Here is a 24,174-nt window from a genome sequence, read left to right as displayed (position 1 = left end):
AATCACATTCATAAGGCGTGTTTCTGCTGCCCGGCCCAAGGCGCCAGCATAAAGCTGAACGCCAGGCCCAGGCTGACCGACAGGCCGAAATTACTCACGGCCGGCGTGCTCGACACCGCCAGCAGGCCGAACGACAACCAGGTCGTCAACGCAGCCAGCAGCGTACCCAAAAGGCTCACGGCGGCGCCGCCGATCTGTTCGCGCATCAGGATCGCGTAGTCAACACTGATGGCCGTGACCAGCAGCAGGCCGAACAGGCTGAACAGCGTCAGCGGCTGGCCCAGCCAACCCAGGCTGGCCAGGCTGCACAACGCGGCCAGCAGCGGCAGGGCGACGATGCGCAAGGCACCGCCGAAACCGAAGGGCACGATCAGCAGCAGCACGATCAGCACGCAAGACATCAGCTTCAACTCAGCGGCGCTGATTTGCGTGTTGGCAAACACGCGGTTCAAGTCACCCAGGCGGTCCACCAACTGCACACCGGGCAAGTCCAACGCCTGCGCCTGTAGCAACGCCGGGTTGTTCAAGCCTTGCAGGCTGACCATGGCCGCCACGCCGCCCTCGACCGGACCTAGCCACAGCGAGCGCCACGGCTCGGCCAGCGGGCCTTTCAGCGCGGTGTCGATGTCTTCGGTGGGCAGCGCCTGCAACTGGGCCACTTCGGCCTGCAGGGCGCTGGCGGGTACGCCGAGGTCCAGCAGCGGCTGCCAGTGTTGTGCCAGGCGGTTCAATGCATCACGCACTTGTTGCTGCTCGGCGGGCAAGTTCACCAGTTGATTGAGCGCCAGGTAACCCTGGAGCTTGTTCGTCTTCACCAGTTGATCAAGGCGCTGGCCCAGCGCGGCCTGCCGCTCCAGCAATTGCTGCTCAGTGGCGGCGCGTACCAGGAAGAATTGACTGGTGGGCTGGAACCCGGTGATGCGCGCGACGGCCTGGGCTTCTTGCAGCAAGTGCGGCGGCGCGCCGATCCACTGGCGTATATCGTTTTTGCTGTTCAAGTGCCACAAGCCACCGGCGCAAAACAGCAGCACCACCGCCAGCAACACCGGACTCGGCACACGCTGGAGCAGGGCGGTCCGCAACCGCCACAGCCCTTCGGCGATGCGCAGCGGCCACTGCGCCGGGCGCAGTTCGACGCCCTTGAGCAACGCCGGCAACAGGCATACGGCCGACAAGTAGGCACCGACTAAACCCGCGGCAGAGAACACCGCGATTTGCGTCAGCGCCGGGAACGGTGTCCAGGCCAGCGCGAGGTAGCCGATGCAGCTGGTGGCCAGGCTCAGGCTCAGCCCCGGCAGGGTCACGCGCAAGGCAGGCCAACTGCACCACGGCTGCATGCTCCAGCTTTTGGACAGGTAATGCAGCGGGTAATCCACCGCCACGCCAATCAGGCTGGAACCCAGCACCAAGGTCATCACATGCATATGGCCGAACAGCGCCACACAAGCCACTGCGCCAAACAGCATGCCCACCAGCACCGGCACAAACGCCAACAAGACTCGCCAGCGGCGGAACGCCAGCAGCAACAACAGCAGAATGCCAAGGGTCGCGCCGCCACCGACCCAGGTGACTTCCCGGGTAGCCTGTTGCTGACCATTGGCCGCATAGAGCAGGCCGCTGGCGGCGAGCATTTGTGCGCCTTGCTCGCCGGCTTGCAGGCGGCTGGCCTGGAGTAAATCCGCCACTTGCACCGGCAGTTTCATATCGAAGGCATTGCCGGTGGTGCGCGCGCGCAGCAGCACCCAGCTTTTGCCGTCGGCATCGGCAATCAATGCGCCGCTGCCGATATCCAGTTGCACCGAGCCGTGTTGTGGCTGGCTGTTCTGGATGCGCCCTGTCAGGCCGAGCCAGTCGTCCTGGCTGGGTACCAGGCTGAAGCCGGTAAAGGGGTCGAACAGTGCTTGTACCCGTTGCTGAATGAAGGCGTCGGGGTGCTCGATCAATTGTTCTCGGTCTTTGGCCGAGAGCATCGCCAGGCGCCCGCGCAGTAACTGCTCGCGCAACGCCGGCAAGTCGGCTTGCAGGTTCCACTGCACTTTTTCAAACAGGCCGCTGGCCTGCCAGCGCTCACCCAGTTGTTGGGCTACGGCCACGGCTGTTTGCCGATCGGCGTGGCCCACCAGCACCAGCATTTCGCGGTTCAACGGCTCCTGCATGCGCTGTTCGGCTTGCAGCTCCAGGGCATCCGGCGTGTTGCCCGGCACCAGCTCCATCAGGTTGGCCGACAGCGGCGCGCCGTGGCGCCACTGCCAGCCGGCCAGGGCCAGTACGGCCACCAGCAGGGTCAGGAACAGCCGCGGCAGCCAGCGCTCACTGGGCAAAGTCATGTTGCTCCGCATCGCTCAAGGGTTGGCCAGCCGTGCTGTCCTGCATGCGCAGCACGGTGCTGTCGCCTTGGGTCTCCAGTAGCTGGATGGTTTGCACCAAATCGCCGCCGTCGATATTGATCTGGATGAAAACTTGTTTGAGCAGCAATGAGCGTGGGATCAGCGTCAGCTTCCATTGCTTGGCTTCGCCTTGCAGTTGCAATTCAAAGTCGCGCTGCAGGCCGCTGCTGTCGCCTTGGAGCACCGCAAGGAACAGACGGTTTTGTTCGGCCCCGGCACTCTTGTTCGGCAGCAACTGCCAGCCGTTGGCGTCACGCCGGGCGATGCCTTGGGCGCTGATACGGTAGTCCTGTTGCAGCGGGGTTTTCAGCAGCCACAGCAGGCCGTGGTCCTTGGCGAGGACGAAGGTGCCCTTGCTGACCAGTGGTTGCGGCAGGGCGCGCAGGTGTTTTTCCTGGGTGAAGTTGCCGTGGATGACGGCGGGTTTGGCCAGTTGGTCGCTGAGTTGCTGCAGGTCGAAGGCGTTGGCCAGGCCTGAAACGCTCAACATCAGTACGAACGCTCCCACATTGGATCTCATTTCAAGGCCCTTTCTACTGCGTTGGTGAAGACTGCGGGGGAGGCCAGCTGCATCTCGCGGCTGGCGATTTCTACGGCCACTTGCACGGTGCTGGCGCGGGTCAGGCGTTCGCCGCTGGCGAGGTCGGTAATCAGGTAGTTCACCTTCAAACGGTTCTCCCACTCCACCAGGCTGGCGCGCACATTGAGCGTCTGGCCAAAGGTAGCGCCGCGCACGTAGCGTAGTTGCAGATCGATCACCGGCCAGGCGTAACCCGATTCCAGCATCGCCGTATAGTTATGGCCGATCTTGTCCAGCAAGGCGCAGCGCGCGACTTCCAGGTACTTTACGTAATGGCCGTGCCACACCACATTCATGGTGTCGATATCGAAAAACGGTACGAGGATTTCAGTGTCGCAGTGCAATACGCCCGGGCTACGCATGCAGCCTCCAGTGTTGCTCGGCGATACGCTTGAGGCACAGGCGCAGTTCGCCCTCCAGGGCGCGGTCTTCGATGACCGGTGGGAAGTCCTTGCCGAGCGCTTCGTGCATGGCGGCCAAGGCGGGCGGCAACGGCCGTGCATCCTCAGCTTGGGCGCGCAGCCACACGCCTTGATTGGCCGCAAGCAAGGTGGCGGCGGCGACCTGTTCGGTCAGCTCCAGCACGCGGATCGCATCGCGGGCGGCGATGGTGCCCATGCTCACTTTGTCCTGGTTATGGCACTCGGTGGAGCGTGAGAACACGCTGGCCGGCATGGTGTTTTTCAGCGCTTCGGCGGTCCAGGCACTGGTGCCGATCTGCACGGCCTTGAAGCCATGGTTGATCATGGCGCGGTCAGCCGGGGCGCCGGACAGGTTGCTCGGCAGACCGTGGTTGTAACGCACGTCTACCAGCAGCGCCAGTTGGCGGTCGAGCAGGTCGGCGACATTGGCGACCAGGGTCTTGAGGCTGTCCATCGCAAAGGCGATATGCCCGCCATAGAAGTGCCCGCCGTGCAGTACGCGTTCTTCTTCAGCGTCGATGATCGGGTTGTCGTTGGCGCTGTTCAGTTCGATCTCGATGAACGAACGCAGCCAGTTCAGGCTGTCGGCCAGCACCCCGAGGACGTGCGGCGCACAGCGCAGGGAGTAGCGATCTTGCAGGCGGTGCAGCGGCGCGGTGGGGGCGTCGATGGCCAGGTCTTTGCGCAGCCAGGCGGCGACTTGCATCTGCCCCGGGTGCGGCTTGGCGGCGAACAGGCGCTCGTCGAAGTGTTCCGGGTTGCCTTGCAGCGCCACCACGTTCAGCGCAGTGATGCGCGTGGCCAGTTGCAACAGGTAGTCGGCGCGGGCGAAGGCCAGGCAGGCCAGGCCGGTCATCACAGCGGTACCGTTCATCAAGGCCAGGGCTTCCTTGGGGCGCAGTACCAGCGGCGTCCAGCCCAGCTCGCGGTGCACGTCGGCGGCCTGGCGCCGCTCGCCCCGGAACAGCACGTCGCGCTCACCGGACAAGGTCGCGGCCACGTAGGACAGGGGTGTCAAATCACCGCTGGCGCCCACCGAACCTTCTTCAGGGATCAGCGGCAACACGTCGTGTTCGAGGAACGCATGCAGGCGCTCCAGCAGTTCCACGCGCACTCCGGACACACCGTGGCACAGTGACTGCAAGCGCGCCGCCAGCACCGCACGTGTGGCCTGGGCATCCAGCAACTTGCCCAGGCCGCAGCCGTGAAAGGTGTAGAGATGGCGAGGCAACGCCTCGACGTGCTGCAATGGCACTGCCACCACGCACGAGTCACCGTAGCCGGTGGTCACGCCATAGATCACGCCTTCCTTGTCCAGCAACGAGTCGAGGAACTGCGCGCCCTTGGCGATGCGCTGGCGGTAGTCGGCGTCGCCCTGCAATTGCGTGGGCACCTGGCGGTTGGCCAGGGCCAGCACGTCTTCAATGCGCAAAGCGCGTTCGCCAAAGGTTACCGGCTCAAGATGCGTCGTCATCGGTCTTCCAGAAAGGGTAAAAGTTGAACCATTGTAGGGGCGCTTCCAGGCAGAACTGGCCCAGGCGTGCGGCGTAGCGCGCGGTCCATAGGGCAATGACCTGCTCGCGGGTGCTGCGCTTCCATTCGATCAGTTGAGTAAAGGGTTCGATCGTCAGGCGGTAGCGGCCTTGGTGCTTGAGGCACATCAGCAGGTTCACCGGGCATTTGAGCAGCCCGGCCATCAACCAAGGGCCTTGAGGGAATGCTGCGTCGTGGCCGAGAAAGTCCACCCGGACCTTGCGCCCACCATGCAGCGGCACGCGGTCGCCGGCAATCGCCAGCCACTCGCCGTCGTCCAGGCGCTGGCTGAGCAGCAACATGGTCGCCGGGTCCAGTTCGCTGACCTGGATCAGGCGCAAATGGGTGGCCCCGGCTTCGCCCAGCAGGCGGTTGAAACGCTCGGCATGCTTGGTATGCACCAGCACGTTCATGGTGACTTGTTCACCCAGCTCCGCCAGCGCACGGCACACTTCGAGGTTGCCCAAGTGCGCACCGACCAGCATCTGCCCACGCTCGCCGCGCAGCTGCCCGCGCAATTGCGCAGGGTCGTTGATTTCGATCTGTTCGATGCGCAGCTTGCCGTTCCACACGTCGAGTTTGTCGAGCAAGGCGTCGGCGAAGGCCATGAACTGCCCGAACACGCTTGTATGGGTGGGCCGCAACGCATCGCGCCCGCTCCACTCTGCCAGGCGCTGTTGGTATTCCCACGCGCTCTGGCGTGCCGTGCGACCGAACAGGAAAAAGTACAGCACGATACCGTACAGCAGCGGGCTCAACAGGCGACGGCCAAGCAGCTTGGCGGCGATGGCGGTGAGTTTCATCAGCCAGAAGCTGCCGCGTTCCTCGCGGTCGGCCCAGTGCTTGGTGCTGTCGCTCATGCCTGCCACCGTCGCCACACAATCATCGGTGCACGGACCAACATGCCGAAGAACAACCGAGTGTGCATGGCGCTGATGCGCACGTTGTCGCGAAACAGGCGGAAGTGCGACAGGCCGTCGGCAGGGTAGTGCACCTGGGTTGGCAGCCAGCGCATGGGCTGGTTGCGCCAGGCCAGGCGCACCAGGATGTCCGAGTCGAAATCCATGCGTGTGCCGATATACGCCGAGTTCATCAGTGCCAGCGTGGGCGCCAGCGGGTACACGCGAAAGCCGCACATCGAGTCGCGGATCTGCAACGAAAGCGTATTGATCCACACCCACACGTGGGTCAGGTAGCGCGCGTACAGGCGGCCCTTGGGCACGCTGTCATCGTATTCGGGGTAACCGCAGATCACAGCGTTTGGGTGAGTGCGCGAGGCGTCGAGGAAGGACTCGACTTCACGCAGGTCGTGTTGGCCATCGGCGTCCACTTGCAGGGCGTGGGTGTAGCCCAGGCGCGCTGCTTCACGGAAACCGGCCATGACCGCGCCGCCTTTGCCTTGGTTGTTGGGCAGGGTCAGCAGGGTGACGTGATCGAGGGTTGCCAGTTGCACCAATACCGCCGCGCACGCCGGGCTGCTGCCATCGTCCACCAACAGGCACGGCAGGCCGCTGTTCAGCAGACTGCTTACCACGGCCGGCACGGCGGCTTCATGGTTGTAGACCGGAATCAGGGCGCAGGGGTTATGCATGCTTCACCCAACCGGCGGGTAAATAACCTGTGGCGAGCGGGCACAAAAAATTATGCACTTGGCGCCTCCAACACTATCCGGCCACTGGAGCAGGCGGCGACGCCGTTGCGGTAGGTGAAATACAACTTGCCGCGCTCCTGGTCGAAGCGCAGGTGCAGTTCGACGCAATCGCCCGGGCGCACCAGTTGCTGGAACTTGAGCACTTCCATGCCGGCAAAGGTCGACGGCAAATCCAGCAGTTGCTGGCCGAGGTTGAACGCCCACTCCACTTGCACCACGCCGGGCAATACGGGCGTGGCCGGGAAGTGCCCGCTGAAATAGGCCAGGTCCGGTGGGATGCACAGTTGCAGGGTCCACTCGCCGTTGGCTTCGGTTTGTTCCAGCACATGCGCGGCCTTTGGCCTTGGTGCCAGCAGCAGTGCCTCTATGTCGGCTTGGGGCAGCTTGCCCTGGCTGTTCAATGGCAGTTGACTCAACAAGCGCCAGCGACGCGGCAAAGCCAGGGCTTCGCAATGCTGGCTCAGGTGTTGGCGCAGGGTTTGAGTGACGGTGCGGCGTCCTTCATTACGCAGGGCATGCAGGCCATCGGCGCTCAACACCACCAGCGCGCCAAGTGACGCACGGTTTTCCTGCACCACGCCCAGACGGGTTTCAGCGACCCAAGGGTGGCTCATCAGCGCCTGTTCGAGCATGGGCAAGGAGATGCGTTTTTCTTCCAGCTTGACGATGCGGTCCAGGCGGCCAAGCAACTCGAAACGGCCGTCGGCGTGGATACGGGCCGCGTCGGCGGTTTGTTCGATATGCCCCTGGGGCAGATACGGCGAAGCGATGCGCAGGGCACCGTCGGCATCCTGGCTCAGTTGCACATCGGCAAACGGTTGCCATGGCTGCGCGCCTTGGCGCCAGGCAATGCCGCCGGTTTCCGAGCTGCCGAGGATTTCCGTGGGCCACTGCTGCAAGCGGTCGTAGAGGCTACCAGCGGCTTCTACGGGCAGGGCGCCCCCGGAAGAAAATACCCGCGACACTCGGCTCAGCGCCGGCCAATCGAGGTTGTCGCCCATACGTTTGAGCAGGGCAGGGCTCGCCACCCAGGCAAATTGCGGGTGTTCGCGACTGGCGCGTTGCAGGTCTTCCGGAAAGGCCAGCTGGCGGCGTACAAACGTACGGCCGGCGCACAGTGGCCACAGCACACGGAACAGCAAGCCGTAGATATGCTGGGTAGCGACGCTGCCGATGATGCACGCGTCTTTCAGGTCTGCGCCCCACAAGGCTTCCAGGGCCTGGACCTCATTGGCCAGTTGGCGCAGGGTCTTGTCGATACGCTTGGGTTCGCCGCTGGAGCCGGAGGTGCACAGGCTCAGTTGGCAGGTGTCCAGGTCAAGCACGGCGGGGCTCAATGGCGCCTGATACAGCGCATCAAGATCAGTTGCTTCAACCAGCCAGGCGTCAACGGCATTGGCCCAGCGTTGGCGGGTCTGGGGTTGCAGGTCGGCGGGCAACAGCACGCTCACACCGGCACGCCAGGCGCCGAGCAGGGCAATTGCCAGCAGGCCGGCGTCTTCCAGGTGCACGGCAAGGTGGTGGATACCCCGCGCTTGCAGGCCCGCCGCCAGGCTCAGGGCGTGCCCCCACAACTGGGCGTGATTCATCGCAGGTTCGGTGGTGACCCAACGCTGCTCCAGCGGCTCAAGCAGCAAGTGCTCAAGATTCAACCCATTCATATGCGGCCTCGAACCCTTTGTCGTATTAGCCATTCCACGGCAAACAACAGCCCCATCAGCCCGTAGGCGATCAAGCCGTTGTACAACGTCCACCAGTGCAGCGGCGCCCATAGGGTGAGCGCGGCAGCGAGCAGGCCATTACACAGAAAAAATACACTCCACACCACGGTGACCTGGCGGGTATACACGATTGCCTTCGGCGGCAGTTGCGGGTCGGTCATGCGCGCCAGGCGCTCGACCATCGGCGGGCCGAATTTCAGGCTCAGGCCGAACAGGGCCAGCATGAACGCACTGACCAGGCTCGGGTACCAGCGCAACAGGTACGGGTTGTCGAACCAGGCCAGGCCCAAACAAAACACGATCACGACCACGGCCATCCAGCGGCTGCCGGGGCGTCGCGCACCGGTGAGCGCGCGCAGCAGCCACAGGCTAGCCAGCAGCAGTCCGAATTGCCAGGGCGCAAAGTGTTCGGTGCCGTAATACACCGCAAAGGGGTACAGCAGCCCCGCCAACAACAGGCCAAGGCCGATCAACCGGCTCATGCGGCCGGTTGGACCAGACGGTACACCGCCTCAACCACGTCATTGACGGTGCGTACCGCCTTGAACTCATCGGCGGCGATCTTCTTGCCGGTCTTGCGTTTGATGTGGTCGATCAGGTCCACGGCGTCAATGCTGTCGATTTCCAGGTCCTGATACAGGTTGGCATCCAGGGTGACACGTTCGGGGGGCAGTTCAAACAGTTCCACCAAGGCATCGCGCAGGGTGTTGAAAATATCGTCACGAGTTTGCATGGTCCGGTCTCAAGCTGCCTGTCTGGCCGTGACGAACGCCGCAAGGCTGGCCACGTTGGTGAAGTGATTGCGGGTGTCCTTGGCGTCGGCGTCGATCTTGATGCCGTACTTTTTCTGGATCGCCAGGCCCAACTCCAGGGCGTCCACCGAATCCAGGCCCAGGCCTTCGCCAAACAGGGTCTGATCGCTGCCGATGTCGTCGACGCTGATGTCTTCCAGGCCCAGGGCCTCGATGATCAGCGTCTTTATGTCGTGCTCAAGGCGGTGTTGGTCGCTCATCTTCGGCGAGCTCCTTAATAAAATAGTGATGCAGGTAATCGTTGAGCTTGCGTGAAGCCTGGGGCGCAGGCCCGAGTGCGCTAAACGCCTGTGGTTCTATATCGGCACCCACGCGCAAACTGAAGTGCACGCGGCATTTGGGGATGCGATACCAGGGTTCGGCCTTGGTCAGCGTGGTGGGGCTGACCTTGATCACCACGGGGGTGATGATTGTCGCACCGCGCAGTGCAATGGCGGCGGCGCCGCGATGAAAGGCAGGCGCTGCGCCGGGGGCGGTGCGGGTGCCCTCGGGGAAGATGATCAGGGGCTGGCCTGCGCGCAGGGCATCGGCTGCGGCATCGAGCATTTCGGCGCTGCCGTCGTTGCTGATATAGCCGGCTTTACGCACGGGGCCGCGGGTGAAGGTGTTCTGCCACAGGCTCTGCTTGACTACGCAGTTGGCCTGGCGCACCAGGCCGATCAGAAACACCACGTCGATCAGCGACGGATGGTTGGCGATGATCATCTGACCCGGGCGGCCGAGCTGTTCCGCGCCTTCAACGCTGTAAGTGAGTACCCCTGCGCGCTGCATCAGGCGGATAAACAGCCAGAACAGCTTGCTGATGGTGTGGCGGGCGCGACGCTGGTGTGTTTGCGCGCTCCCTGGCCAGCAACTGAGCAGCGGAAACACCAGCAAACGCAGGCACAAGCCGCCGACGCCGAACAGAAAGAAGCTGGCGGCGGTGGCGAACAGACGCCAGTAGTAGGCGTCCCGTGGTTTGTCGTTCAGGGCTTGCGTTGCCAGTTCCATACTCGGTTCTTCCAGGCATGTTGGCAGGCACCCTGCTCAGTGAGCAGGGTGCGTAGCAGGTTCAGGGCGTGAGGCCACTGAGTTTGAGTGGGTTGGACAGTGCCGGTGGAGAGTTCCAGTTGCCACTCGTCGCCCGGCGTCAGCAAGAGGCCGAGGGCGTAAGGGAACGGCACATCAGCGATCCAGTGAGTATAGGCCGCTGGCGGTTGCTCTTCGGTAATCACCAGCAACACGGCCGGCGCGCCTTCATTGAGCAGCGCAGCGGCTTCGAGCAGGCCATGTTCCAGGCCATCCCCGGCAGCGGCGAGGGCCGTCATTTCGCTGGTTTCATTGCGCAGGATCGACCACAGGCCAATCACCGCGTTGTGCACCGACAGGCTGAACTGGGTCGGCGACAGCGGCTGGTCGTTGGCCAGGTCGCTGAGGATGTCGAGGGTGCGTGGGGTTTCGCCATGTCGGGAGATAAACACCAGCGGCAGGTCCGTGAGGCCCTCTGCCAGCGGCCAGCCCACACTGAAGGCCATGCGCGCCAGGCGGCTGAGGCGACGGCGCTGCATGGCCGGCAGGAACGATACATCGGGACCCGCATCGCTAGCGGGCAGCAACACCGGCGCCTGGCACCAGGCGTGCCAGTCGTCCGCACTCTCCAGGCCGGGAGCCCAGGCGCGCCATTGGGCGATGTTGAAGTTGATCACTGAGACGTTATCCCGCCCCTGCGGGCTTCCATGTGCGGCCGTTGGCCCCGAATACCGGGACAGGGAGCAATAGCCGAGTGGCGCGCATTATCCCGGTGCCGTGGGGTTCTAGCAAACTTTGGTAAAAAATTGTTCACAGCTGATTACAAATTGATTGGAAAGATTTTCAGATTGTCCTTTACCGAGGGCCGGGTTGGATTGTCGGCCCTTTCCTATTCACTTGTACGTGACCTGTCTCTGATGCGGCTGTGTATCGATGAACGAGGTAGCTAACAGGCGCTTTTGCCCTCTACACTCGGACATTCATTGATACACGGAGGTTTTTCCATGCGGCGCGTGGTGTTCAATCAAAAAGGCGGTGTTGGCAAATCCAGCATTGCCTGCAACCTGGCGGCAGTCAGCGCCAGCGAAGGCTATCGAACCCTGTTGGTGGACCTCGATGCACAGGCCAACTCAACCCAATACCTGACCGGGTTGACCGGCGACGATATCCCCATGGGGATTGCGGACTTCTTCAAGCAAACCCTGTCCTCCGGGCCGTTTTCCAAGAAGAACAAAGTCGATATCTACGAAACGCCCTTCGACAACCTGCATGTCATCACCGCGACTGCCGAGTTGGCGGACCTGCAGCCCAAGCTTGAGGCCAAGCACAAGATCAACAAGCTGCGAAAGCTGCTGGATGAGTTGAGCGAGGATTACGATCGGATCTACCTGGATACGCCGCCCGCGCTGAATTTTTATGCGGTTTCGGCGTTGATTGCCGCCGATCGCGTGCTTATTCCCTTTGACTGCGACAGCTTTTCCCGCCAGGCGCTGTATGGGCTGCTGCGTGAAATCGAAGAATTGAAGGAAGACCACAATGAAGGGCTGGAAGTGGAGGGCATTGTGGTCAACCAGTTCCAGGCTCGCGCGAGCCTGCCACAGCAGATGCTGGATGAGTTGATTGCCGAAGGCTTGCCGGTGCTGCCGGTGTACCTGGCCAGCTCCGTGCGCATGCGCGAGTCGCACCAGGAGAGCAAGCCACTGATCCACCTGGACCCACGGCATAAGTTGACGTTGCAGTTTGTGGAGTTGCACAACCTGTTGGAAACCGCGTGATCAAAAAGGCTACGCAAAACCCTGTGGGAGGGGGCTTGCTCCCGATGGCTGAGTGTCAGGCACTGATGTTTTGACTGATCCACCGCTATCGGGAGCAAGCCCCCTCCCACATTTGCATTGCGTTCCAGCAGGGATTTGGATTTGTCCCGCAGAGGCTGTAGGAAGGGGCTGGCAAGAGGGGTTGCGCCTTTTCTCCTACGTCCGCCCCTCGTAGCCTGAAGGTAAAACGCGATCCAAATGTGGGAGGGGGCTTGCTCCCGATGGCGGTGTGTCAGTCACTGTATTTGTTGACTGGCCCACTGCAATCGGGAGCAAGCCCCCTCCCACATTTGCATTGCGTTCCAGCAGGGATTTGGATTTGTCCCATAGAGGCTGTAGGAAGGGGTTGGCAAGAGGGGTTGCGCCTTTTCTCCTACGTCCGCCCCCCGTAGCCTGAAGGTAAAACGCGATCCAAATGTGGGAACAAGCCCCCTCCCACACTGTCCGGTGGTGTTCAGAAGATCGAGTTACACCCCTTGGCTACGCAACCAGCTCATCAGTTGCGGCAGCGGAAACGCCCCGCTCTGGCGCGCCACTTCACGGCCGTGCTTGAACAGAATCAGACTGGGGATCGAACGAATCCCCAACTGCGCCGACAGTTGCTGGTTGGCCTCGCTGTCCAGCTTGGCCAGCCGGCACTTGCCTTCCAGCTGCCCGGCGGCCTGCTCGAATACCGGCGCAAACGACTTGCACGGCCCACACCAATCGGCCCACACGTCCACCAGCAACGGCAGGTCGCCCTTGATCTGGCTGGCGTAGTCGCCTTGTTTCAGCTCGAAAGGTTTATTCAGCAACACGGGCTGCTTGCAACGCCCGCACTTGGGCGCATCACCCAGGCGTTCGCCGGGGATACGATTGAGGCCATTGCAATGTGGGCAGGGGATTACAAGAGGTTCGGACATCGGAGGCTCCTTGGATGTGGCCAATAGCTTCAATCTGGAGCCGTATGCGTGGTTTATCAAGGCCAGCGATTACGACGAACAACTAATCTCCAAATGCTTACCCCAATCCGGTGGCCGCTGCGCGTACTGCTCCATTCCCGCTTGCTCTTCAAACGGCTTGCTCAACACCTCATGCAGCCGCCGCACTTCGCTGTAATCGCCTGACTCGGCAGCAGTGATGGCGTTCTGTGCCAGGTAGTTGCGCAGGATATACAGCGGGTTAACCGCATGCATCCGCTCACGGCGCTGTGCTTCGGTGTCGTCCCCGTCCCGCGCAACACGGGCCTTGTAGAGTTCTGCCCAGGCATCAAACCCGGCCAGGTCGACAAAGTCATCGCGCAGCCGCGCCACGGCCGGCGCTGGTGACTCATCACCCAGCCGTCGGAAGAACAGTGTGTAGTCCACGCCACTGTTCTGCATCAGCTTCAGTAATCGTTCCACCAGCGTCTGGTCCTCTTCCTCGGCGGTGGTCAGCCCCAGCCGGCGACGCATCAAGTCCAGGTAATGGGCTTGGTACAGCGGCAGGTACAGGCCAAGGGCTTCCTTCAAGGCGTCGACGCTGATGAATGGCGTGAGCGCCTGGGCCAGCGCGCTGAGGTTCCACCGCCCGATCGGCACTTGATTGCTGAAGGAGTAGCGCCCTTCATGATCTGAGTGGTTGCAGATGAAGTGCGCGTCAAAATCATCGAGAAAGGCAAAGGGCCCGAAGTCGAAGGTGATGCCCAGGATCGACATGTTGTCGGTGTTCATCACGCCGTGGCAGAAGCCATAGGCCTGCCATTTGGCGATCATTTCGGCATTGCGCTCGATGATTTCACGGAACATCGCCAGGTACGGCTCGGGCTGTTCCCGGCACTCGGGGTAGTGCAGGTTCAGCACATGTTCGGCCAGTTCGGCCTGCTGTTCGGGCTTCTTGGTGTAGTAGAAGTATTCGAAATGACCGAAGCGGATATGGCTGCGCGCCAAGCGCAGAACCATTGCCCCGCGCTCCTGTTTCTCGCGCCAGACGGGGGTGCTGGAACCGATGACGCACAAGGCGCGGCTGCTCGGGATGCCCAGTGCATGCAGCGCTTCGGACGCCAGAAACTCACGAATCGAGGAGCGCAACACGGCCCGCCCATCGCCCATGCGCGAATAAGGCGTCATCCCCGCGCCCTTGAGGTGCAGGTCCCAATGCTCACCGGCTGCGTTATACACCTCGCCCAGCAGCAACCCACGGCCATCGCCCAACTGTGGGGTGTAGCCGCCGAACTGATGCCCGGAATAGACCATCGCGCGTGGCTCTGCTTCGGCCCACAGTTTGTGCCCGCCAAACAACTCGGCAAACACCGGCGTTTCGGCCACGGCTGGGTCGAGGTCGAGCAGGGCCATGGCGGCATTGCTGGCCACCACCAGGCGCGGTTCGTCGAGGGGCTCGGGTAACACGTGGGTTGAGAACGCGTCGCCCAGGCGTGCGAAGCGGTTGTCGAAGGTCAGTTCGTCGAGGGCTTTCACCGGCCATCTCCAGCAGAATGTCCGAGCATTCTGCTGGGGATAGCGGCGTTAGTCGAGTTTGCTGGGCGGTGGCTGTTGCACGCCACCGTCGTTGGCGGGTTTGGTGGGTGGGTCGACTTCCACCAGTTTGTATTCCTGGCCGTGGAGGTTCTTGAGGTAGACCTCCATCTGGCGGAACGAAATGTTGATGTGCTCTTTCTTGAACTCGCGGTTGATAAAGCGGTTCACTTCGTCGATCACCGGGTTACGGTCGCCCAAGTCGCGTACATGCATGCGCAGTTCGTGGTCGAGGGTACTTTCGCCGAAGTTCAGGAAGTACACGTGGGGCTCAGGTTCCTTGAGCACCCGCGGGTTCTCGCGGGCGGCCTTGAGCAGCAGTTCCTTCACGCGGTCCAGGTCAGAACCGTAGTCCACGCCGAGCTTGAGGGTGACGCGAGTGATGGTGTCGGTCAGCGACCAGTTGATCAACTGCCCGGTAATGAAGGTTTTGTTCGGGACAATGATGTCCTTGCGGTCGAAGTCGGTGATGGTGGTGGCGCGGATGCGGATCTTGCTCACCGTGCCCGACAGGTTACCGATGGTGATGGTGTCGCCGATACGCACCGGGCGTTCGAACAGGATCATGATGCCGGAGATAAAGTTGGCGAAGATCTCCTGCATACCAAAGCCCAAGCCTACCGACAGCGCTGCCACCAGCCATTGCAATTTGTCCCAGCTCACGCCGAGGGTGGACAGGGTGGAGACAAAGCCGACGCCGGCAATCACATAGGACAGCAAGGTGGTCGTGGCATACGCGCTGCCTTGGGCCAGGTCCAGCTTGGACAGCACGAGTACTTCCAGCAAACCGGGCAGGTTGCGCGCCAGTGCAAAGGTGATACCCACGATGATCGAGGCCCCCAGCAGGTCGCCGATGCTGATCGGTACCATGCTGATGTTGGCGCCGGTGCCGCTGGTGTATTCGTAGAGGGTGACGTTGTCCAGGTAGGAGAACACGGTGATCAGGTCTTTCCACACCCAGTACAGCGCGGCGATAAAGCCGCCGAGCAAGGCCAGGCGAATCAGGCGCATGGACTGTTCGTTGACCTGCTCGATGTCCAGGGTCGGCTCTTCGATCACCGCTTCGCCGTCGCCCGCTTCCTTGGCCGCCTGGCGTTTGGCCAGGGCGCGGGCATAGGCCAGGCGCCGTGCGGCAACGCCGAGACCGCGCACGAAGGTGGCTTCAATGACCAGCCAGAACATCAGCAGGTACAGGGTGTTGATCAAACGGTCGCTGAGTTTGAGCGCGGTGTAGTAGTAACCAAAGCACACGGCGATAAACAGGGCGATGGGCAGGGCGGTAAATACCAGGCCCACGGCTTTGCGAAACAGCGAGGCTTTTTCGTGGGTCGGGCTGTGCAACAGCAAGCGGCTCAGCAGCCAGGCCATCAGTGCGTAGCAGGTCAGCACCACGCCGATGCCCAGCACGTCATCGGCCAGTGCCGCCGGTTGGTGTTCGGCGATGGCTACCACGGCCACCAGGGCCAGTACCACTAGCCCGAGCTTGCGTATCCAGCCTTGCAGGAATTCAACCTGGGGCTTTTCCCAGCGAAAGTGCAGCTCGGCCACGCCACCCGGCGCGAGAATCCGGTAGGCGGTGTAGAACACCAGCCATGCCTGGGCGATCAGTAGCAGTGCCGCACCTAAATTGGCATTTTGCCCGCGGGCGTCGATCTGCAGTGCATAACCGCACAGCGCGAGGGCCAGGGTCACAGGCAGCGCCAGCAGGATATTCACCAGAATCGCCACCGGCGTGTGCCATTGGCTGTCGCGCTTGAAGTGGCCGATATCGAGGTGGATCTTTTTCAGGCGCTCGTACAGCGCTTTGCGCCGCCACAACAGCGCGCCGATCAGCAGCAACAGCGGCAGGAACAGCAGCGGGCGCTGGATCAGGCCGTCATACAGCTCGCTGACGCTGGACGCCCACGGCAGGGTAGTGACCTGCTTGCTCAGGTGGTCCGGCACGGTTTCCAGCCATTCGGTGTCCAGCGGCTTGTTGCTGGGGATCCAGAACATCTGCTCGTCGAGGGTCGCGCGCAGGCTGGCGGCGGTGCTGAGCAGTTGTTTCTGGTTCAGTTGCAGGGTGATCGATTCGTTCAGCAGCGCGCTCAGCTCACGGCTCAAGCGCTCCAGCAGATCGCTGCGGGTGACCGCCAGTTCCAGCAGGGTACGGCGCAGTTGTGGGGTGACTTCATCTGGCGGCTGGGTGGCCAGCAAGTTATCCACATAGGCGGCGGGCGAGCTGATCAGCTCACGCTGCTGGTTGACCTCGAACTGGTACAGGCGAATGTTGGCGATGTCGTCCGCCAGGTTGCGGTCCACGGTGAGGCGCGGCAGCGCCTGTTTCTGCTTATAGAGGATCTTGGAGAGCAGCAGGCTGCCCTTGAGCACGTTGATCTGTTCGTCCAGCGCCGAGTCGCTCTGGGTCACGGTGTCCAGTTGCTGCTTGGTCTGCAGGTTTTTCTGGGTCAGCTCGTTGAGGCGGTCGGTGCTTTTGAGCAGGTAGTCGGAGAGCTTCAGGTTGGCTGCGCTTTCCGTGGCCAGCAGGCTGCTGCTACCGGCTTTCTGCGCTTCGATGGACTGTTGGGTGACGGTCTGTTGGGATTGGGCCAGGCGTTTCTGGTTGATCAGGGTTTGCAGGTCCTGGATCTCTTGCTCCAGGCGTGCAGTTTTTTCCTGGATCAGGTCGTGCTGGCTGTTACCGAGGTCTTGCAGTTGGCTGTTGCCGGCCAGTTCCTGGCGGCGCAGGGGAATCAGTGCATTCAGTGCGGCGAGTTCGGCGTTCAGTTGGTTGCGTTGGTCACCGCTGAGGGGTTTGCCATTGTCCTTGCCGAGCTTGAGGGTCGAATTGATCTGCTGGATGCGCGTCTGGCTATTGCTGATCTCGGTTTGGGCGCGCTCGGGGCGGGTTTGGGCGGCGATGGTCAGGCTGTTGGCGTCGGACAGTTCTTTTTGCAGGTCGCCTTGCTGGGTCGAGCGCTGCACCAACAGTTGTTCAAGTTGCGGCACGGGCAACGTGGCGTAGCGCTGGGCCACCGGGATGACCTTGGTGGCCTTGAGCCGGACCAGTTCGCGCTGGTTATCGACGGTCTGGCGCGGAGCGTCTGCCAGCTGGCGCTTGAGGTCGGTGAGGCGCTGCTCGTAATCCTGCTTGTTGCCCAGGTAGGTCAGGGTTTGTTGCAGGATCGACTGCAGCGCCTTCATGTCGGCGTCGGGCAGCTTGCGGTCGGGCAGTTTGTCCAGGGTTTGCTGGATGGCGTCGGCGCTGGGCGGGTCGGCGGCGTATACGCTGCCGACACAAAGGGTCAGGCCCAGCAGGGCAGTGGCGAGAAAAGTGCGCAGGGTTGGCATAGAGACCGGTCGAGCTAGGTGAAGAATCGGGGCGTCGTCGCACCGCAGTTTAGAGGAAGAGCCCGGGGCCCGGGCGACTTCCTTCGGGGAATCTGACGCCGACTTTGCCAATCTTGTTCCCGTCCATGACGGCGACGGTCCAGATGGTGTTGTTCCATTCCACTTGGTCGCCCACCACGGGGGCGCCGCCGACTTTCTGGGTGATGAAACGGCTCAGTGGCATATCCGGGTCGATACCTTCGAGCTTGAGCCCGTACAGGGCCGACACCGCGCCCAGCTGGGCATCGCCTTCCAATACGAAGTCGCCGAAGAAGCGCAGGTCGAGGCCGCGCTGGGGAGCCTGGCTGAACAGTTTTCCCAGGGCCGGCAGGTTGTGTTCATGGCCGATGACGCAGAGTAAATCGTCGACTTCCAGCACCGTACTACCCGACGGATGGAGCAGTTGTTGGCCACGAAACAGCGCAGCGATGCGCGTGCCCTCGGGCATTTTCAGTTCGCGCAGGGCGGCACCGATGCACCATTTCTCCGCGCCCAGGCGGTAGACGAACAGTTCCCACTCGCTGGTGACGTGGACTTCCAGGGCCGCTCGGGAAATCGGTGCAGGGTCTGGCGGTACGGTGACTTTCAACAGTTTGGCCACCCACGGCAGGCTCGTGCCCTGCACCAGCAACGACACCAGGACGATAAAGAACGCCAGGTTGAAGTACAGCTGCGCGTGGGGCAGGCCCGCCATCAGCGGGAACACCGCGAGAATGATCGGGACCGCGCCACGCAGGCCGACCCAGGCAATAAAGGCTTTTTCGCGCCCGTGGAACGCCTTGAACGGCAACAGGCCGACTATGACCGACAGCGGCCGCGCAAACAGGATCATCCACAGCGCCAGGCCGAGGGCCGGCAAGGCGATGGGCAGCAAGTCATGGGGCGTGACCAGCAGGCCCAGCACCAAGAACATGCCGATCTGTGCCAGCCAGGCCATACCGTCGAGCATATGCAAAATGCCATGACGGCTGCGCACGGGCCGGTTGCCAATCACCAGGCCGCACAGGTACACGGCGAGGAAGCCGCTGCCGTGCAGGGCGTTGGTCAAGGCGAACACCACCAGGCCACCGGCGATGACGAGAATCGGGTAAAGGCCGGTCGCCAGGTTGATGCGGTTGACCATTTGCAGCATCAACCAGCCGCCGCCCAGGCCGATGAGCCCGCCGATACCGAACTCCTGGATCAGGTGGGTCAGCAGGCTCCAGTGCAGGCCGGTCTGGCCGCTGGCAAGCATGTCGATCAGGGTGACGGTCAGGAACACCGCCATCGGGTCGTTGCTGCCGGATTCGATTTCCAGGCTGGCGCTGACCCGCTCGTTCAGGCCCTTGCCGCCGAGCAGCGAGAATACGGCGGCGGCGTCCGTGGAGCCGACGATGGCGCCGATCAGCAAGCCTTGGATAATGTTGAGGTTGAACAGCCAGGCTGCCGCCATGCCCGTGAGGCCGGTGGTAATCAACACCCCCACGGTGGCCAGCGACAATGCCGGCCAGAGTGCCACGCGAAAACTGGCCACCCGTGTGCGCAAACCGCCGTCGAGCAGGATCACGGCCAGGGCGAGGTTGCCCACCAGGTAAGCGGTGGGGTAGTTATCGAAGATGATGCCGCCGCCATCGACGCCGGCGGCCATGCCCACGGCCAGGATGATCACCAGGATCGGGATGCCCAGGCGTGACGAAAGGGAACTCACCAGAATGCTCGCACCCACCAGCAACGCGCCGATCAAGAACAGGCTGTTGATGGTCGTCGCATTCAAAGGCAGTACTCCATGAGCAGATAAGACGGGGCGCAAACTGACCATGCAGTCTGCGTGCCAGCGATTCTAACCTGTTGAATTGCAGCGCTGTCAAAAAGCTTTTTCTGATTCGCGCACATCCAAATGCAGGAGGGGCTTGCCAGTCAGTCAAGGGTGAACGCTGTATCGGTGGCGAGGGAGCCTGCTCCCGTTGGGCCGCGAAGCGGCCTCGCCACAGGTTACTTTTAGCCTTGCTCCTTCTTAACTGACTGGCTTGCCCCCACATTTTAAAGCCAGTGCAGTCAGTTAGAGGCGGAAGCGCCCTACCATCCCGTTCAGATCCACTGCAAGGCGCGACAACTCACTGCTTGCCGCACTGGTCTGGCTGGCGCCGGTGGCCGATTGCACCGACAGATCACGGATATTCACCAGGTTGCGGTCCACTTCCCGCGCCACCTGAGCCTGTTCTTCCGCAGCGCTGGCGATCACCAGGTTGCGCTCGTTGATCTCGACAATCGCGGTGTTGATGGTGTCCAGCGACAGGCCCGCGCCTTTGGCGATATTCAGCGTCGATTCGGCCCGCTCGGTGCTGTTGCGCATCGAATCCACGGCATGTTCGGTGCCGGCCTGAATGCTGCCGATCATGCGCTCGATTTCGCTGGTCGATTGTTGGGTGCGATGGGCCAGTGCCCGCACTTCGTCGGCCACCACGGCAAACCCGCGACCGGCCTCACCGGCGCGCGCCGCTTCGATCGCCGCGTTCAAGGCCAGCAGGTTGGTCTGGTCGGCCAGTCCGCGAATCACGTCCAGTACCTTGCCGATATCTCGCGATTCATTGGCCAGGTCGCCAATCAGGGAGGCGGTGGCTTGCACATCGGCGCTCATGCGTTCGATGGCGCTGACGGTTTCCTGCACCAGGTCGCGGCCGTCGCCGGCGGAGGTGGTGGCGTTGCGGGAGGCTTCGGAGGTGCTCACCGCATTACGGGCGACTTCTTCCACTGCGCTGGTCATCTCGTTGACCGCGGTGGCGGCTTGTTCGATTTCGTTGTTTTGCTGGGTCAGGCCACGGGCGCTTTCGTCGGTGACGGTGTTCAACTCTTCGGCAGCAGACGCCAACTGGGTGGCGGAGCCGGCGATGCGGTGCAGGGTATCGCGCAGCTTGTTCTGCATCTTGGCCATGGCTGCCAGCAGGCGACCGGCTTCGTCGTTGCCATCCACCTTGATTGGCCGTGTGAGGTTGCCTTCGGCGACTTCTTCGGCGGCTTCCAGGGCCCGGGCGATCGGCAGGGTGATACTGCGGGTCAGCAGCCACGCAAACAGCAGGGTCAAGCCCGTGGCAATGATCAGTAGGCCCACCACCAGGTCAAAGGCCATATCGTATTGGTCTTTGGCTTGCTGGTTGGTGGCGTTGGCGTCGTCGTTATTGATATCCAGCAAACGGGTCAGTACGGCGTTGACCTGCTCGGAGTTGTTCAGCAACTCGGTGTTCAGCAGGTTACGCAGCTCGTCGATCTGATTGGCGCGGGACAAGCTCTTCATGCGCTCTTCAATCTGGTGGTACTGGCCCAGCAGGCGGACGTACTCGTCGTAGGCGTTGCGTTCTTGCGTACTGGTAATCAGCTTCTCGTAGATACCCTGGGCCGTGCGAATCTGCTGGTTACGCAGCTCAAAGGCTTGCAGGGTCTTTTGCTGTACATCCGGCTCGCGGTTGGTCAGCAAGCGGTATGACAGCACGCGCAGGCGCAGGGTCAACTGGGTGAAATCGTCGAGGGCACGAATGCTGGGCACGCTGGCCGAGGTGATGTCTTCGGTGGCTGCGCGAATCTTGCTCATCTGGTTCAGGGCGAACACACCCAGCAACAACATCAGGGCGCCAATAAACGCGAAGCCGAGGAAGGCCCTCGGGGCGATATTCATATTACGAAGAGACATGCTGGAGTCCTGGGGGGAAGCGCGATCCGTGCGGCCATGAGACGGGGTATGCATCCGGTATCGGCCATGCGACTAAAGTCTTAAGCGGATGCGCGCTTTTGTCGCATCTGACAAGGGGTTGGACGGATTCAGGAACCAGATCGGGTAAATGCAGTCACTAAGGCTCGAAAGTGCGGCCCGGCCCTGAACTATCGGGCTGCGCGCCGGGGATAACCCTGGCATCCGAGGTGAATTTTCTTTATCGTCACCGCCCTTTAAAAATGCCCGAGAAATCAAAATGTTAGAAGCATCCCTCAGCCAATTGGAACAACTGGTCAGCGACCTGGTACAGCAGAATCAAGACCTGTTGGGCAGCAACGAATCCCTCAAGGCGGAACTGGCCCGCGCCAAGGATGAGAACGACAGCCTGCAACTGAACCTGATGGAGCAGGAAGAAAAGAACGGCGCCACTGCCGCCCGCATCCAGGCGCTGGTTGAGCGTGTGAGTGCAGGGCCTGTCAGCGCATGAATGACGGGATAAAGGTCGTTTCGATTCTCGGAGAGGATTACTCGATCAAGGCACCGGCCGGGGAAGACCAGACCCTGATGCACGCCGTGACCATGCTCAAAGCCTCACTGGCCACCACCAAGAAAAAGTACCCGACGCTGATCGGTGACAAATTATTGGTACTGGCCGCGCTGAACCTGTGCGCCGAGCAGATCGAAATGCAACAGGCTCATCAGCAGGAACTCGACCGTTACCAAGAGCAAGTCAGCGCCACGGTCGATGTGATTACCAAGGTGATCGGGCAGCCCTGACCCGGGTTAGAACCAGTCGTCTTGCATCCCCAGGCACGTATCGTCCCGTGCCTGCAGAATCGCCAGTTCATGATGGCAGCTCGGTACTTCCCAGGTCAGGAAGTACCGGGCGGCCTGGAGCTTGCCCTTATAGAAGGCCACATCGGCCGCATTCCCCTTGGCCAGCCCTTCTTCGGCGCGGATCGCCTGTTCCAACCAGCGCCAGCCGATCACCGTATGCCCGAATACTTTCAAGTACAGCGCCGAGTTTGCCAGGCTGCTGTTGACCTTGCCCTGGGCCAGGTCCGTCAGCAGGCCCAGGGTGACTTGTTGCAGGCGCGTCACCAGGTGTTCCAGTGGTTCTCTCAAGGGTGTAAGGGATGGGTATCGGTGCGCTCGTGCGCCCGTCTCGGCGATCAGTCGAATCAATTGCTTCAAGCCGGCGCCACCGTTCTGCGCCAATTTGCGCCCGAGCAAATCCAGGGATTGGATGCCATGGGTGCCTTCATGGATCGGGTTGAGGCGGTTGTCGCGGTAGTACTGCTCCACCGGGTATTCACGGGTGTAGCCGTGCCCGCCGAGGATCTGGATCGCCAGTTCGTTGGCCTTGAGGCAAAACTCCGACGGCCAGGATTTGACGATGGGCGTGAGCAGGTCCAGCAGTTCGTGGGCTTGCTTGCGCTCGGTGTCGGTTTCCAGGGTGGTGGTGTCGTCGAACAGCCGTGCGGCGTAGAGGCCAAGGTCAAAGGCACCTTCCACATAGGCTTTCTGGGTCAGCAGCATGCGCTTGATGTCGGCGTGCTGGATGATCGGGACCGGCGCCGTGCTCGGGTCTTTGCTGTCGGGCAAGCGGCCTTGGGGGCGTTCGCGGGCGTAATCCAATGAGTACAGGTAGCCGGCGTAACCGAGCATCACTGCGCCCATGCCCACCCCGATACGTGCTTCGTTCATCATCTGGAACATGCAGCTCAAGCCCTGGTGCGGTTTGCCCACCAGATAGCCGACGCAGTTACCGTTATCGCCGAAGTTAAGCGCGGTAGAGGTGGTGCCGCGCCAGCCCATCTTGTGAAACAGCCCGGCCAGCAGCACATCGTTACGCGCGCCCAGGCTGCCATCCTCATTGACCAGGAATTTGGGCACGATAAACAGCGAAATGCCCTTCACGCCCGCAGGTGCGTCCGGCAATTTGGCCAGCACCATATGCACGATGTTTTCCGACAGCGGATGGTCGCCACCGGAGATGAAGATCTTGTTGCCCTTGAGGCGATAGCTGCCGTCAGCCGCAGGTTCTGCGCGGGTACGAATATCCGACAAGGATGAGCCTGCGTGGGGTTCGGTCAGGGCCATGGTGCCAAAGAAGCGGCCGTCGATCATCGGTTGCAGGAAGCGTTGTTTCTGATCGGGGGTGCCGAAGCTTTCGATCAGGTTGGCCGCGCCCATGGTCAAGAAAGGGTAGGACGTCGAGGCCGCGTTGGCCGCTTGAAAGTGCGCGAAGCAAGCCTGGGACAGCAGGGTTGGCAGTTGCATGCCACCCGCTTCGAAACTGCGCGCAGCGTTGAGGAAGCCGGCTTCCAGGAACGCGTCCACGGCCGGTTTGACGTCTGGAATCAGAATCGCGTTGCCATCTTCATAGCGCGGTTCGTTTTCGTCGTTTTTGCGGTTATGGGGGGCGAAATACTTTTCGGCAATGCTACGTGCCGTGCTGATGGCTGCATCGAAGGTTTCGCGAGTGTGCTCGGCAAACCGCTCGCGCTGGGTCAAGCCCTGGGCATCGAGGACTTCGTACAGCTCGAAAGCCAGATTGCGGGAACTGAGCAGCGTCTCGGACATGGCGGCTTACCTTCTAAGGGAATGGGCCTGAGTCTAAGTGCGCGAATAGAAGCTGGATAGCAAGATTGATTTAAGTGATGGACAAGCAAAATGTGGGAGGGGGCAAGTGCGAAT

The 24,174-nt window shown here is 61.9% G+C and carries 21 protein-coding genes; 3 read left to right on the top strand and 18 right to left on the bottom strand.

The window, feature by feature from the left end; translation table 11 throughout:
* Positions 1–8: 8 nt before the first annotated feature.
* Genes M5B43_RS18590 through M5B43_RS18535 form a run of 12 tightly spaced genes read right to left on the bottom strand, consistent with a single transcriptional unit; the run spans position 9 to position 10,791 of the window.
* Entirely contained in the window at positions 9–2,321 is a 2,313-nt protein-coding gene (locus tag M5B43_RS18590; protein WP_248751487.1) for an MMPL family transporter, read from the bottom strand.
* Entirely contained in the window at positions 2,311–2,907 is a 597-nt protein-coding gene (locus M5B43_RS18585; protein WP_248751468.1) for an outer membrane lipoprotein carrier protein LolA, read from the bottom strand. The genes M5B43_RS18590 and M5B43_RS18585 overlap by 11 nt, the downstream gene beginning before the upstream one ends.
* Positions 2,904–3,329: an acyl-CoA thioesterase gene (locus tag M5B43_RS18580; protein ID WP_248751467.1), complete on the bottom strand. Its 426-nt coding sequence runs from the start codon at positions 3,327–3,329 to the stop codon at positions 2,904–2,906. The genes M5B43_RS18585 and M5B43_RS18580 overlap by 4 nt, the downstream gene beginning before the upstream one ends.
* Positions 3,322–4,863 carry an aromatic amino acid ammonia-lyase gene (locus tag M5B43_RS18575; protein WP_248751466.1) on the bottom strand — a complete coding sequence of 514 codons (1,542 nt, stop codon included), beginning with the start codon at positions 4,861–4,863 and terminating at the stop codon, positions 3,322–3,324. The genes M5B43_RS18580 and M5B43_RS18575 overlap by 8 nt, the downstream gene beginning before the upstream one ends.
* Positions 4,847–5,782, bottom strand: coding sequence for a glycosyl transferase (locus tag M5B43_RS18570; protein ID WP_248751465.1), 936 nt, complete (start codon positions 5,780–5,782; stop codon positions 4,847–4,849). Before M5B43_RS18570 ends, M5B43_RS18575 begins: the two co-directional genes overlap by 17 nt.
* Positions 5,779–6,513: a glycosyltransferase family 2 protein gene (locus M5B43_RS18565; RefSeq protein ID WP_248751464.1), complete on the bottom strand. Its 735-nt coding sequence runs from the start codon at positions 6,511–6,513 to the stop codon at positions 5,779–5,781. The genes M5B43_RS18570 and M5B43_RS18565 overlap by 4 nt, the downstream gene beginning before the upstream one ends.
* A 50-nt stretch (positions 6,514–6,563) precedes the next feature.
* Positions 6,564–8,234, bottom strand: coding sequence for an AMP-binding protein (locus tag M5B43_RS18560; protein WP_248751463.1), 1,671 nt, complete (start codon positions 8,232–8,234; stop codon positions 6,564–6,566).
* Positions 8,231–8,776, bottom strand: coding sequence for a hypothetical protein (locus tag M5B43_RS18555; RefSeq protein ID WP_248751462.1), 546 nt, complete (start codon positions 8,774–8,776; stop codon positions 8,231–8,233). Before M5B43_RS18555 ends, M5B43_RS18560 begins: the two co-directional genes overlap by 4 nt.
* Entirely contained in the window at positions 8,773–9,027 is a 255-nt protein-coding gene (locus M5B43_RS18550; RefSeq protein WP_248751461.1) for an acyl carrier protein, read from the bottom strand. The genes M5B43_RS18555 and M5B43_RS18550 overlap by 4 nt, the downstream gene beginning before the upstream one ends.
* 9 nt (positions 9,028–9,036) lie before the next feature.
* The gene (locus M5B43_RS18545; protein WP_032904077.1) at positions 9,037–9,306 is read right to left on the bottom strand and encodes a phosphopantetheine-binding protein; all 270 of its coding nucleotides are present in this window, start codon (positions 9,304–9,306) and stop codon (positions 9,037–9,039) included.
* Positions 9,284–10,096: a lysophospholipid acyltransferase family protein gene (locus tag M5B43_RS18540; RefSeq protein WP_248751460.1), complete on the bottom strand. Its 813-nt coding sequence runs from the start codon at positions 10,094–10,096 to the stop codon at positions 9,284–9,286. Before M5B43_RS18540 ends, M5B43_RS18545 begins: the two co-directional genes overlap by 23 nt.
* Entirely contained in the window at positions 10,072–10,791 is a 720-nt protein-coding gene (locus M5B43_RS18535) for a beta-ketoacyl synthase chain length factor (protein ID WP_248751459.1), read from the bottom strand. Before M5B43_RS18535 ends, M5B43_RS18540 begins: the two co-directional genes overlap by 25 nt.
* Positions 10,792–11,118: 327 nt before the next feature.
* Here M5B43_RS18535 and M5B43_RS18530 point away from each other — a divergent pair, with 327 nt between their 5' ends.
* Positions 11,119–11,889, top strand: coding sequence for a ParA family protein (locus M5B43_RS18530; protein WP_248751458.1), 771 nt, complete (start codon positions 11,119–11,121; stop codon positions 11,887–11,889).
* A 506-nt stretch (positions 11,890–12,395) separates the two neighbouring features.
* Here the strand turns inward: M5B43_RS18530 and trxC are convergent.
* The 5 genes from trxC to M5B43_RS18505 all read right to left on the bottom strand — a co-directional run bounded on the left by trxC (position 12,396) and on the right by M5B43_RS18505 (position 21,453).
* The gene (gene trxC / locus M5B43_RS18525; protein WP_248751457.1) at positions 12,396–12,830 is read right to left on the bottom strand and encodes a thioredoxin TrxC; all 435 of its coding nucleotides are present in this window, start codon (positions 12,828–12,830) and stop codon (positions 12,396–12,398) included.
* A gap of 69 nt (positions 12,831–12,899) precedes the next feature.
* The gene (gene selO / locus M5B43_RS18520) at positions 12,900–14,363 is read right to left on the bottom strand and encodes a protein adenylyltransferase SelO (RefSeq protein WP_248751456.1); all 1,464 of its coding nucleotides are present in this window, start codon (positions 14,361–14,363) and stop codon (positions 12,900–12,902) included.
* Between the two features lie 48 nt (positions 14,364–14,411).
* Entirely contained in the window at positions 14,412–17,750 is a 3,339-nt protein-coding gene (gene mscK, locus M5B43_RS18515; protein WP_248751455.1) for a mechanosensitive channel MscK, read from the bottom strand.
* Positions 17,751–17,799: 49 nt separating this feature from the next.
* A complete protein-coding gene (locus tag M5B43_RS18510; protein WP_248751454.1) occupies positions 17,800–19,542 on the bottom strand; it encodes a potassium/proton antiporter in 1,743 nt (580 codons plus the stop codon).
* Between the two features lie 285 nt (positions 19,543–19,827).
* A complete protein-coding gene (locus M5B43_RS18505) occupies positions 19,828–21,453 on the bottom strand; it encodes a methyl-accepting chemotaxis protein (RefSeq protein WP_248751453.1) in 1,626 nt (541 codons plus the stop codon).
* 277 nt (positions 21,454–21,730) lie between these two features.
* On the opposite strand from M5B43_RS18505, the gene M5B43_RS18500 reads away from it, so the two are divergent.
* Positions 21,731–21,961, top strand: a complete 231-nt coding sequence (locus M5B43_RS18500) for a hypothetical protein (protein ID WP_016972676.1) — start codon at positions 21,731–21,733, stop codon at positions 21,959–21,961.
* Positions 21,958–22,251, top strand: coding sequence for a cell division protein ZapA (locus M5B43_RS18495; protein ID WP_248751452.1), 294 nt, complete (start codon positions 21,958–21,960; stop codon positions 22,249–22,251). The genes M5B43_RS18500 and M5B43_RS18495 overlap by 4 nt, the downstream gene beginning before the upstream one ends.
* A gap of 6 nt (positions 22,252–22,257) precedes the next feature.
* On the opposite strand, the gene M5B43_RS18490 is transcribed toward M5B43_RS18495, so the two are convergent.
* Entirely contained in the window at positions 22,258–24,060 is a 1,803-nt protein-coding gene (locus tag M5B43_RS18490; protein ID WP_248751451.1) for an acyl-CoA dehydrogenase, read from the bottom strand.
* Between the last annotated feature and the right edge of the window lie 114 nt (positions 24,061–24,174).

The sequence above is a fragment of the Pseudomonas sp. MWU15-20650 genome, assembly GCF_023242475.1.
GTDB lineage: Bacteria > Pseudomonadota > Gammaproteobacteria > Pseudomonadales > Pseudomonadaceae > Aquipseudomonas.
This window is presented reverse-complemented; position numbering and strand designations above follow the sequence as displayed.

What these genes read in the sequence shown, in the direction of transcription:
- M5B43_RS18585 (WP_248751468.1), bottom strand. Translation starts at nt 2,907, where the DNA reads ATGAGATCCAATGTGGGAGCGTTCGTACTGATGTTGAGCGTTTCAGGC.
- M5B43_RS18580 (WP_248751467.1), bottom strand. Translation starts at nt 3,329, where the DNA reads ATGCGTAGCCCGGGCGTATTGCACTGCGACACTGAAATCCTCGTACCG.
- M5B43_RS18575 (WP_248751466.1), bottom strand. Translation starts at nt 4,863, where the DNA reads ATGACGACGCATCTTGAGCCGGTAACCTTTGGCGAACGCGCTTTGCGC.
- M5B43_RS18570 (WP_248751465.1), bottom strand. Translation starts at nt 5,782, where the DNA reads ATGAGCGACAGCACCAAGCACTGGGCCGACCGCGAGGAACGCGGCAGC.
- M5B43_RS18565 (WP_248751464.1), bottom strand. Translation starts at nt 6,513, where the DNA reads ATGCATAACCCCTGCGCCCTGATTCCGGTCTACAACCATGAAGCCGCC.
- M5B43_RS18560 (WP_248751463.1), bottom strand. Translation starts at nt 8,234, where the DNA reads ATGAATGGGTTGAATCTTGAGCACTTGCTGCTTGAGCCGCTGGAGCAG.
- M5B43_RS18555 (WP_248751462.1), bottom strand. Translation starts at nt 8,776, where the DNA reads ATGAGCCGGTTGATCGGCCTTGGCCTGTTGTTGGCGGGGCTGCTGTAC.
- M5B43_RS18550 (WP_248751461.1), bottom strand. Translation starts at nt 9,027, where the DNA reads ATGCAAACTCGTGACGATATTTTCAACACCCTGCGCGATGCCTTGGTG.
- M5B43_RS18545 (WP_032904077.1), bottom strand. Translation starts at nt 9,306, where the DNA reads ATGAGCGACCAACACCGCCTTGAGCACGACATAAAGACGCTGATCATC.
- M5B43_RS18540 (WP_248751460.1), bottom strand. Translation starts at nt 10,096, where the DNA reads ATGGAACTGGCAACGCAAGCCCTGAACGACAAACCACGGGACGCCTAC.
- M5B43_RS18530 (WP_248751458.1), top strand. Translation starts at nt 11,119, where the DNA reads ATGCGGCGCGTGGTGTTCAATCAAAAAGGCGGTGTTGGCAAATCCAGC.
- trxC (WP_248751457.1), bottom strand. Translation starts at nt 12,830, where the DNA reads ATGTCCGAACCTCTTGTAATCCCCTGCCCACATTGCAATGGCCTCAAT.
- mscK (WP_248751455.1), bottom strand. Translation starts at nt 17,750, where the DNA reads ATGCCAACCCTGCGCACTTTTCTCGCCACTGCCCTGCTGGGCCTGACC.
- M5B43_RS18505 (WP_248751453.1), bottom strand. Translation starts at nt 21,453, where the DNA reads ATGTCTCTTCGTAATATGAATATCGCCCCGAGGGCCTTCCTCGGCTTC.
- M5B43_RS18500 (WP_016972676.1), top strand. Translation starts at nt 21,731, where the DNA reads ATGTTAGAAGCATCCCTCAGCCAATTGGAACAACTGGTCAGCGACCTG.
- M5B43_RS18495 (WP_248751452.1), top strand. Translation starts at nt 21,958, where the DNA reads ATGAATGACGGGATAAAGGTCGTTTCGATTCTCGGAGAGGATTACTCG.
- M5B43_RS18490 (WP_248751451.1), bottom strand. Translation starts at nt 24,060, where the DNA reads ATGTCCGAGACGCTGCTCAGTTCCCGCAATCTGGCTTTCGAGCTGTAC.